Origin of the sequence: Pseudarthrobacter sp. PvP004 (assembly GCF_017876035.1) — a bacterium.
Lineage (GTDB): Bacteria > Actinomycetota > Actinomycetes > Actinomycetales > Micrococcaceae > Arthrobacter > Arthrobacter aurescens_A.
This window is the reverse complement of record NZ_JAGINL010000001.1, coordinates 982,804-994,149: the sequence shown is the minus strand read 5'-3', so window position 1 is coordinate 994,149 and position 11,346 is coordinate 982,804. Positions and strand designations below refer to the sequence as shown.

At 61.1% G+C, this 11,346-nt stretch carries 14 protein-coding genes and 1 riboswitch; of the genes, 1 reads left to right on the top strand and 13 read right to left on the bottom strand.

Annotated features, from left to right (window positions below; genetic code table 11):
- Window positions 1–32: 32 nt before the first annotated feature.
- The 12 genes from J3A64_RS04505 to J3A64_RS04450 form a co-directional block, all read right to left on the bottom strand.
- Entirely contained in the window at window positions 33–377 is a 345-nt protein-coding gene (locus tag J3A64_RS04505) for a DUF2469 domain-containing protein (protein ID WP_018776202.1), read from the bottom strand.
- Window positions 378–445: 68 nt separating this feature from the next.
- Entirely contained in the window at window positions 446–1,216 is a 771-nt protein-coding gene (locus tag J3A64_RS04500; RefSeq protein ID WP_210063704.1) for a ribonuclease HII, read from the bottom strand.
- 18 nt (window positions 1,217–1,234) lie between these two features.
- Window positions 1,235–2,104: a signal peptidase I gene (gene lepB / locus J3A64_RS04495; protein WP_043806153.1), complete on the bottom strand. Its 870-nt coding sequence runs from the start codon at window positions 2,102–2,104 to the stop codon at window positions 1,235–1,237.
- A complete protein-coding gene (lepB, locus tag J3A64_RS04490; protein WP_210063703.1) occupies window positions 2,105–2,782 on the bottom strand; it encodes a signal peptidase I in 678 nt (225 codons plus the stop codon).
- Window positions 2,783–2,862: 80 nt separating this feature from the next.
- Window positions 2,863–3,216, bottom strand: coding sequence for a 50S ribosomal protein L19 (rplS, locus tag J3A64_RS04485; RefSeq protein ID WP_014922079.1), 354 nt, complete (start codon window positions 3,214–3,216; stop codon window positions 2,863–2,865).
- A 257-nt stretch (window positions 3,217–3,473) separates the two neighbouring features.
- A complete protein-coding gene (trmD, locus tag J3A64_RS04480) occupies window positions 3,474–4,274 on the bottom strand; it encodes a tRNA (guanosine(37)-N1)-methyltransferase TrmD (protein WP_011775117.1) in 801 nt (266 codons plus the stop codon).
- Window positions 4,275–4,829, bottom strand: coding sequence for a ribosome maturation factor RimM (gene rimM, locus J3A64_RS04475; protein ID WP_210063702.1), 555 nt, complete (start codon window positions 4,827–4,829; stop codon window positions 4,275–4,277).
- A 131-nt stretch (window positions 4,830–4,960) separates the two neighbouring features.
- The gene (locus J3A64_RS04470) at window positions 4,961–5,203 is read right to left on the bottom strand and encodes an RNA-binding protein (protein ID WP_011775119.1); all 243 of its coding nucleotides are present in this window, start codon (window positions 5,201–5,203) and stop codon (window positions 4,961–4,963) included.
- A gap of 1 nt (window position 5,204) precedes the next feature.
- Window positions 5,205–5,624 carry a 30S ribosomal protein S16 gene (gene rpsP, locus J3A64_RS04465; protein WP_017199647.1) on the bottom strand — a complete coding sequence of 140 codons (420 nt, stop codon included), beginning with the start codon at window positions 5,622–5,624 and terminating at the stop codon, window positions 5,205–5,207.
- A gap of 235 nt (window positions 5,625–5,859) precedes the next feature.
- Complete coding sequence (locus J3A64_RS04460; RefSeq protein WP_238324316.1) at window positions 5,860–6,297, bottom strand: hypothetical protein; 438 nt, start codon at window positions 6,295–6,297, stop codon at window positions 5,860–5,862.
- A gap of 162 nt (window positions 6,298–6,459) precedes the next feature.
- Window positions 6,460–7,332 carry a VOC family protein gene (locus J3A64_RS04455; RefSeq protein ID WP_014922082.1) on the bottom strand — a complete coding sequence of 291 codons (873 nt, stop codon included), beginning with the start codon at window positions 7,330–7,332 and terminating at the stop codon, window positions 6,460–6,462.
- Between the two features lie 79 nt (window positions 7,333–7,411).
- Window positions 7,412–8,494: an amidohydrolase family protein gene (locus J3A64_RS04450; protein WP_210063701.1), complete on the bottom strand. Its 1,083-nt coding sequence runs from the start codon at window positions 8,492–8,494 to the stop codon at window positions 7,412–7,414.
- 83 nt (window positions 8,495–8,577) lie between these two features.
- A riboswitch (TPP riboswitch) is annotated at window positions 8,578–8,685 on the top strand.
- On the opposite strand from J3A64_RS04450, the gene thiC reads away from it, so the two are divergent.
- Window positions 8,681–10,549, top strand: a complete 1,869-nt coding sequence (gene thiC, locus J3A64_RS04445; RefSeq protein WP_210063700.1) for a phosphomethylpyrimidine synthase ThiC — start codon at window positions 8,681–8,683, stop codon at window positions 10,547–10,549. (Overlaps the previous riboswitch by 5 nt.)
- Here thiC and J3A64_RS04440 read toward each other — a convergent pair.
- A complete protein-coding gene (locus tag J3A64_RS04440) occupies window positions 10,532–11,254 on the bottom strand; it encodes an alpha/beta hydrolase (RefSeq protein WP_014922085.1) in 723 nt (240 codons plus the stop codon). The genes thiC and J3A64_RS04440 overlap by 18 nt on opposite strands.
- Between the last annotated feature and the right edge of the window lie 92 nt (window positions 11,255–11,346).

Genomic DNA, 11,346 nt, shown 5'->3' with positions numbered 1-11,346 from the left:
TCTGTGGAGGAATACTCGCGGAAGGTGCCGCGCTAGTTTCCGAGATCTCCCAAGTCCCCAAGGCCGCCATCCTTCGGCAAAGCCAAGTCTTCGCTTCGCGGCAGTTCTTCCACATTGACGTCCTTAAAGGTGATCACCCGGACGTTCTTGACGAAGCGAGCAGAGCGGTAAACGTCCCAGACCCAGGCGTCCTGCAGGGTCAGGTCAAAGTAGACTTCGCCGTCGGCGCTGCGAGCCTGGAGATCTACGTGGTTGGCCAAGTAGAACCGCCGCTCAGTTTCCACCACGTAGCTGAACAGACCAACAACATCCCGGTACTCGCGGTAGAGCTGAAGCTCCATGTCGGTTTCATAGTTCTCAAGGTCCTCGGCGCTCATAGTTCCATCTTGCACTATCAGCCGGGCAGCACGCGCCATGGGACGCGTCGGCGCCGTTCAGGACAACGTCACAACAGCTCAGGCCCAGTAAGGTTCCAGCTGGTCCGGTGGTGTGCGCTTGGGCCCTGCAGTCGGATCACGTCCCGGTGAGCAGAGGTGGCGTAGCCCTTATTCACGTTCCAGCCATAGGAGGGAATCTCCGAATGCAGGTCCACCATGATCCGATCACGGGCAACCTTCGCCAGAACACTCGCTGCGGCAACACTGAGGCAGCTCATATCGGCTTTCACCCTGGTGTAGACAGGCGCTTCGCACCATGGACCCGAGTCGGGTGTGTCGAAGAGAGAGGCTTGAACGTCGGGCGAAAGCCAGTTGTGGCTACCGTCCAACAGCACGACATCCGGCGTGATGCCGCCGGCCAGGATCTCAAACCAAGCGCGGGTTCCGGCCAGGCGGAGTGCTGCAATGATGCCTATTTGGTCAATCTCCCGCGACGATGCGTGCCCGACGGCGGAGGCGACGGCCCATTCCCGAACAAGTGGTTCCAGCCTGTCGCGGTCCTCGGGCTTGAGCAGTTTGCTGTCCCGGACGTCTGCCAGCAAGCCGTGGTTTTCGAGGTTGACCACGGCAATTCCCACGCTGACGGGACCAGCCAGTGCTCCCCGCCCAACCTCATCCACACCGGCCAGCAACCGCACTCCGGAGGACAAGAACGATCGTTCGACGTCAAGGGTAGGGAAACCCACCGGGCTCTTGGCCTTAGTGGTGGATTTAGCCTTCGTCTTGGCTTGGGCTTTGACCTTCGCCTTGCCCTTGGAGCCGGTAGCCGTTGTAGCCATTACGTCGCCGGTGTTGCCTTACTTGGTAGGGGTACCTTCAGGGACGTCACGGAAAACGTCCTGGTAGTTATCGAGGATGGTCCAACGGTTGATCGGCCAGGCAATGACGGTGGCCTTGCCTTCAACATCCTCAATGTTAATGAAACCACCATTGACTTCCTGGTGCGCCCGGGAATCCTCGGAATGGTTTCGGTTGTCGCCCATCACCCACACCTTTCCTTCCGGAACAACGATGTCGAAAGGCTGCGGAGAAGGTACTTCTGCCGGGTTGATATACGTCTCATTGACCGGCACACCGTTGATCGACAGACGGCCCTCAGCGTCGCAACAGGAAACCCTGTCGCCCGGGAGCCCGATGATTCGCTTAACAAGATGTTGATCATTGTCATCAGCAGCCAAACCGACGAACTCCAGGCCGTCCCCCACCCAGTCCATGGGTCCGGCCGGCTTCTTGGCCACGGGCGGTAACCAGGCCTGAGCGTCCCTGAAGACCACAACGTCCCCGCGTTCCAGGTCGAAAGGCCCAGGCACCAAGAGGTTGATGAAGATGCGATCGTTGACGTCCAAAGTGCTTTCCATGGACTCGGACGGAATGTAAAACGCCCTGAACAGGAAGGTCTTGAGAAGGAAGGACAAAACCAGCGCAATGGCCACCACTGTGACAATCTCTTTGACCCATACGAGCACCGGGTTCTTGCGCGGTTTCTCGGCTGCGTGGGATCCACCTTCGGAATCCCGGGAACGCGGCCCGTCCGCCCCATCTCGCGAACCAGATGCGACGTCGTCAACCGGGCGGGGCTCCGCCACGCCGGCGGCACTTGCCGTTCCGTCCGAGAACCGGGCGTCGTCGTCGTACCGCTCGGGATTCTCTGGAGCTTTGTCCGGCATTTACTGTCCGTTCTTCGATGATGGTTCGGCCTGCGCTGAGCGAGGCATCTCTGCAAATCTATCAAGTGGCCAGACGATCTGGACCGGACGGCCTATAACGCGTTCCACCGGAACCATACCGCCGCCCGGGGCTCCCAGCAGTCCACGGGAGTCAGCAGAACGTGAACGGTGGTCACCCATCAGCCAGAGGCGGCCATCAGGAACTACGACGTCGAATTTCTGATCGCTGGGGTCATCCCCCGGATACAAATATGGTTCCTCAAGAATCTGGCCATTCACCGTGAGTTGTCCTGCTGCGTCGCAGCACTTAACCTGGTCTCCTCCAACCCCGATGACCCGCTTTACGTAGGTGGTGTCGCTGCCGGTCAGCCCGAACCATTGGCTCGCAGCCGACACCGCATCAACAAACGGGCCTTGTCCGCTGCTCAGGGGTGCGAAGGAACCGCGGCCATCGAAGACCACTACGTCCCCGCGGCGAATCGGCTCGCCGTTGAAGGCCGTCCGCGATACCAGGATCCTGTCCCCTTCTCCGAGGAGGGGTTCCATGGACTCGGACGGAATGTAGTAGACATCCAGCCACAAGGAACGGACCAAGCCACTGATCGCTACGGCCAACACCAGTGCGAGTAAAACAAAACGCCAGCCCTGTTTACGGGGCTGGCGTTCTGATGTGTCCATGACTCGTATCCCTGTTGCGTTGCGGATTGCTCCGGAACTACCGGGCACGAATCCTGGACCCGTTGCGTAAGTCGCAGGACTTACTTGGCGAAGTCGCGCTTTTCCTTGATCTTCGCAGCCTTACCGCGCAGTGCACGCATGTAGTAAAGCTTCGCGCGGCGGACGTCACCCTTGGTGACGACCTCGATCTTGTCGATGATCGGGGAGTGTACCGGGAAGGTACGCTCTACGCCGACACCGAAGGAAACCTTACGCACGGTGAAGGTTTCGCGAACGCCGTCACCCTGGCGGCCCAGGACGAAGCCCTGGAATACCTGGACACGGGAGTTCTTGCCTTCGATGATGTTGACGTGAACCTTGAGGGTGTCGCCCGCGCGGAACTCCGGAACATCGTTACGCAGCGAGGCTGCATCTACGCTATCGAGGATATGCATTAATCCACTCCTGGTGAACGCCACAGGTCATTCACTTTGGGTTACGGCGGACAAGCCCGGGGCACGAAGGCTAACCGGAAATCTCCGCCGAAGTTTCTTAGTGTCCGGCTCCGCCACTGATTGGCGTCGCCGGGTTGTCCGACTGTTGGCTGAACTCCCCCTGTGGCAGGTGTCAGCCCAGCAGACACAAGGGTTAATTCTGCCATAGTCGCCACCATCAGGCCAACTGCAGCAACGTTCGACGGCGGGAGGTGGACTTAGTTTTCGGTGTCGCCGCCGGGCTTGGCACGGAGGCGGCCATCAACGACGTCGTACCCGAGGTCCGCGAGGGCCTGCCGGTCCGCGCGACTCAACACGCCGGCGTCGAGCCCTTCCATAAGGTCCGGCCTGCGCTCAGCCGTCCGGCGGAACTGCTCGTGGCGCCGCCACTGTGCAATCTTGCCGTGGTTGCCGCTAAGGAGGATCGGCGGGACGTCGTGATCTCGCCACGCTGACGGTTTGGTGTAAACGGGATACTCCAGGAGACCATCGGAGTGGGACTCCTCTACCAAGGATTCGGGGTTTCCGACTACACCGGGAAGGAGGCGGCCAATGGCTTCGACCATGGCCAACACGGCCACTTCTCCGCCGTTGAGGACGTAATCACCGAGGCTGACAGGCCGGACCCTGAAGTGATCCTGAGCCCAATCAATGACGCGTTCGTCGATGCCTTCGTAGCGTCCGCAGGCGAAGACGAGCTGCTCTTCTTCTGCGAGTTCATATGCCAAGGCCTGGTTGAATTTCTCCCCTGCCGGCGAGGGAACAATCAGCACCGGCTTGGAGTTTTCGCGGGCGGCGGCAACCGACTCGAGGGCTTGTGCCCATGGCTCCGGTTTCATCACCATTCCAGCGCCACCACCATACGGCGTGTCATCCACTGTCCGGTGCTTGTCCGTGGTGAAGGTGCGAAGATCGTGGACGTTGAGCTCCAACAATCCGTCCTGGCGGGCCTTGCCTATGAGTGACAGCTCCAGCGGGGCGAGGTACTCAGGAAAAATGCTGACAACATCGATCCTCATTCAGGCATCATCCCCGGCGCTGTCCTTGGGCTCCTTGGCGTTCTCGTCGTTGATCTCAAACAGGCCAGATGGTGGGGTGATGAGGATGTACCCGCCCTCCACATTGACCTCCGGCACGATTTCGTCAACGAAGGGAATGAGAATTTCTTTACCCTCCTCTGTCTTCACCGTGAGCAGGTCCTGGACCGGCAGGGTGCTGAGCGCTGCTACTTTGCCCACTACCTGTGAACCAACGCGGGCCTCCAAGCCAACGAGCTCGTGCTCGTACCAGCCTTCATCGTCATCTTCGTCGCTGAGCTCCTCGGTTTCGATGAAAAGCTTCGCACCACGGATGACTTCGGCAGCGTTGCGGTCGGCGATTTCCTCAAAGCCAAGCAGGAGGATGTCCTTGTTCCACCTGGCGCTCCGGATGGTCAACGGGCCGGCGGAGGCGGGCTCCACGACGAACTCGGTTCCGGCGACGAATCGCTCGGAGGGTGCGTCGGTGAGTACCTGCACCGTCACCTCGCCGCGGATGCCATGGGGTTTGCCGATCCGGGCCACCTGGAGCTGCATGGGTTCCTCTGAATTCTTGTAGTGCCCGCGCTGCCGGGCAGCAACGGACAGTAAATTGTGGATAAAGCAATCCGGCCCCTCCACCATATTCGGTGAAGGGGCCGGATCTAAGACAAGTAGTGCTGAGCGCGTTACCGGCGACGGTCGGTGTCGACGACGTCGACCCTGACCTGCTCGCCACCAGCCAAAGCTGCAACCACTGTGCGCAATGCACGTGCGGTGCGTCCTTGACGGCCGATCACCCGTCCGAGGTCCTCCTGGTGAACACGCACCTCGAGGGATTCCCCGCGGCGGTTGTTCTTGGCACTGACCTTGACATCCTCAGGGCTGTCAACAATCCCACGGACCAAGTGCTCGAGCGCTTCTGCCAGCAACTTACTCAGCCTCGGTGGTCTCTGCTTCAGCCTCGGCCGGAGCTTCGGCTTCGTCCTTCTTGGCCTTCTTGGTGATGGCTTCCGGAATGATGACGGAACCCTTCTCCGGGGCTACGAAGGCTTCCTTCGGAGCTTTGGTCTTCAGGGTGCCTTCCTGGCCCGGCAGGCCCTTGAACTTCTGCCAGTCACCGGTGATCTTGAGGATCGCGGCGACCTGCTCGGTCGGCTGGGCGCCAACGGAAAGCCAGTACTGGGCGCGCTCGGAAGCGACCTCGATGTACGACGGCTCTTCGGTGGGGTGGTACTTGCCGATTTCTTCAATGGCACGGCCATCGCGCTTGGCGCGGGCATCCATGACGACGATGCGGTAGTACGGTGCGCGCATCTTACCGAAGCGCTTAAGGCGAATCTTTACGGCCACTTTTGTGGTCACTCCTGTTTCTGAAACGAGGTTGAACCCGACGTTCTGCACCCGTGGGGCGGGCCATACTTGACGGTTCGAAGGACAAGATACGAGCACGGAGAGAGGGGCCGCACCGATCGAGTACCTGTCTATTGTGCCAGATGCCCGGAGCAAATACGACTTAGGCCACGCGGGGCGGCGTGTTCTTCCTCACTCCCCGGGTTGAACGTGCGGCCATACCCGGATCGGTGGGTTACTCAGACCACACATAGAGGCCCGTGCGCTCAGCCTTCTCCACGTCCGTCGCGAGGGCAGCGAGCTGTTGGACGTACTGGCGTGACTGGGCGGCATCGAAAGGCATGTCGTCCTGCGCGGCCCAGGCAGCAGCGACGTCGTCGAGAACGTTCGCGTCGCCTTCGCTCTCATAAGTCAGCAGTTCAGCAAGGGCCCGCACCATGGCTTCGGGAACCCCCAGAAGTGCGTCACTCGTCACATCAACCAGGGCAAGCTCGTAGTCAGCTCCGGCGGCGTGGACAGCCTGTCCTGCGAGGTCGCCCAACTGTTCGACTTCGAAGTCGGTAATGCCGTCAATCCTGACGGCCGGGCCGGTCACATCCGCGCCCTTCTCCAGGGCAGCTGCCCGTTTGAGTGCTTCATCGTGGGTGGCTACAAAAATTTCGGCAAAGCCCATGGAAAGTACTCTCATTCCTTCGTGCTGACGGGGCGGCGGCACGGAATCCATATCGGCTCCGTGCCGTCACTGCCCAGCCTAATGCAGCGGGAGGGGGCCAGCGGATCAGGCGCGGGTGGCCACGGCTTAGCAGGTGGCCGCGGCTTAACAGGTGGCCGTGGCTTATTTGGCGGCGACCCGCAGCTTGTTCCGCCAAGGATCCTCAAACTGAAGCTCAGCTCCGGTGTGATGATTCTGCACACCCGCAACTTTCAGGCGATCCGCCAGCGCTGCTACGTCTTCACTGCCGGGGACTTCGATCAAGACTTCACCCAGGCCGAGCGTGTCCTTCCGGGGTCCGGCTCCGCGACTGTTCCAAACGTTCATCGCCATGTGATGGTGGTAGCCGCCGGCGGAAACGAACAGCGCCTGACCATGCCAGCCTGCAGTCCGCTCGAAGCCAAGGGTCTCAACGTAGAACTTCTGCGCAGTCTCCACGTCGCCCACCTGCAGGTGCACGTGTCCAACGCCGGCAGCGGCCTCCCGCTGCCCCGTTACGGCAGCTTCGCTCAGGTGCTGCTGGAGGAAGCGCTGCGGCGGCAAGGCCACATTATCCATCACTACATTCTTGCCATCCCACTGCCAGAGTTCACGCGGCTTGTCGTAGTAAAGCTCGATTCCATTGCCTTCGGGGTCAGTGAAGTAGAACGCTTCGCTGACCAGGTGGTCGGCGCTGCCCGCGAACGCCCGGGGCTCATATTCAGCGGCCGTGGCGATGGTTGCGGCCAGTGAGGGCTGATCCTGGAACAGGATGGCTGTGTGGAACAGGCCAGCCTCCCCCCGCCCCGGTATCTGCAAGCCAACCGCCGGCGCAAGATGGACAACGGGCTTACCTACGCGTCCCAAATAGAGCCCGCCATCCTGCTCGGCCACGACGTCCAGCCCCAGGGCGCGCTGGTAATAGTCACTCATGACCTTCATGTCGCCGACCTTGAGCATGACGGTGCCCATGGTGAGTTCGGCGGGAAGAAGATCCTGGCTGGAGGTGGTGGTCATGTGAAGCTCCCGGTCTTGAGGATGCCGCCTTTCGGTACCCTGCTTACCTTACTAAATTACTTGAAGCTTCAATTTATTCCTAACGTACGATCTCGCCTCGCAGGACGATGTGCTTTAGTTCGAGCACTGTCTCCAGGTGGCGCCGTGGATCGGTACTGCACAGCACGACGTCGGCACTCGCCCCGTCGCTGATGCCGTCGGCTCCCAGCCATGGACGGGCACTCCACGCGGCGGCGTCCAGGACCGCCGCCGGCGGCAGGCCGGCGTCGTGCAGTTCCTTCATTTCGTCGGCAATCCTGCCGTGCTTGATCACGCTGCCGGCGTCGGTGCCTGCATAGATGGAAACACCCGCCTCGAAGGCCTCAAGCACACGCTCACGCCGCCCCTCCCAGAGACGGGTCATATGGTCCGCGTACTCCGGAAACTTCTGCCCGGCCTGGGCTGCTATATCCGGGAAAGTAGCGATGTTGACCAAGGTGGGAACGATCGGCACTGACTGTTCCACCAAGCGGGGAAGGTGTCGCGGCAGGAGACCGGTGGCGTGCTCTATGCAGTCGATATTGGCATCGAGCATGTCGTCGATGGTGTCCTCGGCGAAACAGTGAGCCGTGACCCTGGCACCTTCATCATGCGCGGCCGAAATGGCGTCCCTCACGATCTTCGCCGGGAAAGAGGCAGCGAGATCGCCAACGCCGCGATCGATCCAGTCACCCACCAGCTTTACCCAGCCGTCGCCGTCGCGGGCTTCCTTTCGGACGGTCTCCACGAGGTCGCCGGGCTCAATCTCGTGGCCCAACCCGCGGAGGTAACGTCGGCTCCGCGCGATATGCCGGCCTGACCGGATCAACCGGGGCAAGTCCGATCGCTGCTGTACCCAGCGGGTGTCTGAGGGCGATCCGCAATCGCGGATCAGCAGCGTCCCGGCGACGAGGTCTGCTTGTGCCTGGGCAAGCGTGGCCTGCTCGTCAACCGCTCCTCCAACGCCGAGTCCGATATGGCAGTGTGCGTCAACAAAACCCGGCAGGACCCAGCCATCCAATACCTTGTCCGGCGAGGCAAGGGGACGTTCAAACGTCAGTTTGCCGTCGATGGACCACAGCCCGCGGCGCTCTTCGTCCGCCGAGACGAGCACGGGTCCACTGAATTCGATGATGTTGGCCATGGCAAAAGCGTAGCTGCGGTGGCTAACCAGAGCCTGCTGTACTCATGTGACTGGGAGCCCGCCGGGAGCTGTGGTAGCTTCGTCTACGACCACACGGGAGCCCTTGCAGGGGCTGAGATCGGACTGATGCAGTCTGCGACCGTTGAACCTGTCCGGGTAATGCCGGCGAAGGAAGTGAGTATTCCCTTGAGCACCGCAGAAACACAGCACAGCCCTGTTCAAAATCAGATCAACGCAGGCCAAAACCAGATCAACGCAAGCGAAAACGCTCCTGAGCCCGTCACGCAATCGTTGAAGTCCCACTCGTTGGCGTGGCTGGAAGACCGCGACAACGGCATACGTGTCCCCGTCACGGAGATCGCTTTGGAGCCCTCCCCCAACGGGCAAGCCAATCCCCCTTTGCAGGTGTACCGAACAGCAGGCCCGGGCAGCGATCCGGTGGTGGGGTTGGAGCCGTTCCGTGCACCGTGGATCGAAGCCCGCGGAGACACGGAGGCCTATTCTGGTCGGGAACGAAACCTACTCGACGACGGCAAGTCCGCGGTTCGGCGTGGAGCAGCGTCAGCGGAGTGGAAGGGCGCGCAACCTGTGCCGCGCCGCGCCGTCGAGGGTAGGACCGTCACGCAGATGCACTACGCGAAGCAGGGAGTTGTGACTCCTGAAATGCAGTTCGTCGCGTTACGGGAAAACTGCGATGTTGACCTTGTCCGCAGCGAAGTTGCCGCGGGAAGAGCGATTATCCCGAACAACATCAACCACCCCGAATCCGAGCCGATGATCATTGGCAAGGCTTTCTTGGTGAAGATCAACGCCAACATCGGAAACTCTGCAGTCACCAGCTCCATCGCCGAGGAGGTGGACAAGCTGCAGTGGGCAGCCCAGTGGGGCGCTGACACAGTGATGGACCTCTCTACGGGAGATGACATCCACACGACGCGCGAATGGATCATCCGCAACTCCCCCGTTCCGATCGGAACAGTCCCTATCTACCAGGCGCTGGAAAAAGTGAACGGCGAGGCCAACAAGCTGACGTGGGAAATCTTCCGCGATACCGTGATCGAGCAATGCGAGCAGGGCGTGGACTACATGACCATCCACGCGGGCGTTCTGCTGAGGTACGTGCCGTTGACCGCCAACCGGGTCACGGGCATCGTGTCCCGCGGCGGTTCGATCATGGCCGGCTGGTGCTTGGCGCACCACCAAGAGAACTTCCTGTACACGCATTTTGACGAGTTGTGCGAAATCTTCGCCAAATACGATATCGCGTTTTCCTTGGGTGACGGGCTCCGCCCCGGTTCCATCGCCGACGCGAACGACGCCGCGCAGTTCGCCGAGCTGGATACGCTCGCTGAGCTGACACAACGGGCGTGGGAGTTCGACGTGCAGGTCATGGTGGAAGGCCCGGGGCACATTCCCTTCCATCTGGTGCGTGAAAATGTGGAGCGCCAGCAGGAACTGTGCAAGGGTGCGCCGTTCTACACGTTGGGTCCGCTGGTTACCGATATCGCCCCCGGCTATGACCACATCACCTCGGCCATCGGCGCCACGGAAATTGCACGCTACGGCACGGCCATGCTCTGTTATGTGACCCCGAAGGAGCATCTGGGGCTTCCCAACAAGGACGACGTCAAAACGGGCGTCATCACCTACAAGATCGCGGCGCACGCTGCGGACCTCGCCAAGGGACATCCGGGGGCTCATGAACGTGATGATGCACTTTCCAAGGCGCGGTTTGAATTCCGGTGGCGCGACCAGTTCGCGTTGTCCCTCGATCCCGTGACTGCCGAGGCCTTCCATGATGAGACGTTGCCCGCCGAACCGGCGAAGACCGCCCATTTCTGCTCCATGTGCGGACCCAAGTTCTGTTCGATGCGCATCAGCCAGGACATCCGTGACGAGTATGGTTCGGCAGAATCGCAGGCGGCCATCGCTGGAATGTACAGCGGCATGCGGGAAAAGAGCGAGGAGTTCCTGGCTTCAGGTGGAAAGGTGTACCTGCCGGAGCTTCAGGTCCCGGCAAACCAGGGCGTCAGCCGCTCAGGAAGCTTGAACTGACATAGCCCGGCCGACATCCGCGATGAACGAGCGGATAGCCTGATCTCCGTCAACGGAATCCTGGGGCCGGTGTCCTCCCGCTGCTACGCGGCGGAGGGCACCGGTTTCCTGCAGATAGCCGGCGATTTCCTCATACAAGGGCTCCCAACCTCCCGTGAGGACGAGTGTGGGAACGCCCGGCACGATATGGAGCGGGGCATCCCATGGCGGTGCTTGGAGCCGGAGCCTGCGGGCTGACCGCCGGGCCTCCGGGGTGTCCAGCCCGCCGGTTTCGGCCGAGAAAGCACGCCGGTAGAACTCGCGCTGGTAGTCGGCGTCGTTGAGCTGGTTTCTTACGTCGAACAGCGGTTCCATGAGGGCCCGGTAGGAAGCAGTCGCCGGAAGCTCAGCGGTCAGAGACAAGCAGGACGGCTCTACCAGGGAGAGCGAGTGCACCAGATCGGGGCGCTCGACGGCGGCAAGCATGGCGGATATAGCGCCTTGTTCGTGGGCAACGACGTGGCCGCCGCCGGAGTCCACCAGCGCGTTGATCAGGATGGCCACGTCCGCCGCGACGTTGGACTCCAGAGGTTCGGTGACGGCATCAAAGCCGTGCCGCCGAAGGAAGAGTGCGTCATAAGCAAGAGCCATGCCATGTTGCTTCGGCCATGCGGCTGAACCGAAACTGCCCAAACCGTGGACGAAGACTACGCGCTGCTTATGCATTGGTTCAGCCTATTCCACGGCTCTGACATCCCAACTGACCGACATTTGTGGTTGCTTTGAGTGTTCAAAACAACCACTAATGTCAGCCAGTC

Excerpts from the sequence above, each read along its gene's own strand:
- J3A64_RS04460 (WP_238324316.1), bottom strand. The coding sequence starts at position 6,297 with ATGGGCTTTGCCGAAATTTTTGTAGCCACCCACGATGAAGCACTCAAA.
- trmD (WP_011775117.1), bottom strand. The coding sequence starts at position 4,274 with ATGAGGATCGATGTTGTCAGCATTTTTCCTGAGTACCTCGCCCCGCTG.
- J3A64_RS04450 (WP_210063701.1), bottom strand. The coding sequence starts at position 8,494 with ATGGCCAACATCATCGAATTCAGTGGACCCGTGCTCGTCTCGGCGGAC.
- J3A64_RS04505 (WP_018776202.1), bottom strand. The coding sequence starts at position 377 with ATGAGCGCCGAGGACCTTGAGAACTATGAAACCGACATGGAGCTTCAG.
- rimM (WP_210063702.1), bottom strand. The coding sequence starts at position 4,829 with ATGCAGCTCCAGGTGGCCCGGATCGGCAAACCCCATGGCATCCGCGGC.
- J3A64_RS04440 (WP_014922085.1), bottom strand. The coding sequence starts at position 11,254 with ATGCATAAGCAGCGCGTAGTCTTCGTCCACGGTTTGGGCAGTTTCGGT.
- lepB (WP_043806153.1), bottom strand. The coding sequence starts at position 2,104 with ATGCCGGACAAAGCTCCAGAGAATCCCGAGCGGTACGACGACGACGCC.
- lepB (WP_210063703.1), bottom strand. The coding sequence starts at position 2,782 with ATGGACACATCAGAACGCCAGCCCCGTAAACAGGGCTGGCGTTTTGTT.
- J3A64_RS04455 (WP_014922082.1), bottom strand. The coding sequence starts at position 7,332 with ATGACCACCACCTCCAGCCAGGATCTTCTTCCCGCCGAACTCACCATG.
- rplS (WP_014922079.1), bottom strand. The coding sequence starts at position 3,216 with ATGCATATCCTCGATAGCGTAGATGCAGCCTCGCTGCGTAACGATGTT.
- J3A64_RS04500 (WP_210063704.1), bottom strand. The coding sequence starts at position 1,216 with ATGGCTACAACGGCTACCGGCTCCAAGGGCAAGGCGAAGGTCAAAGCC.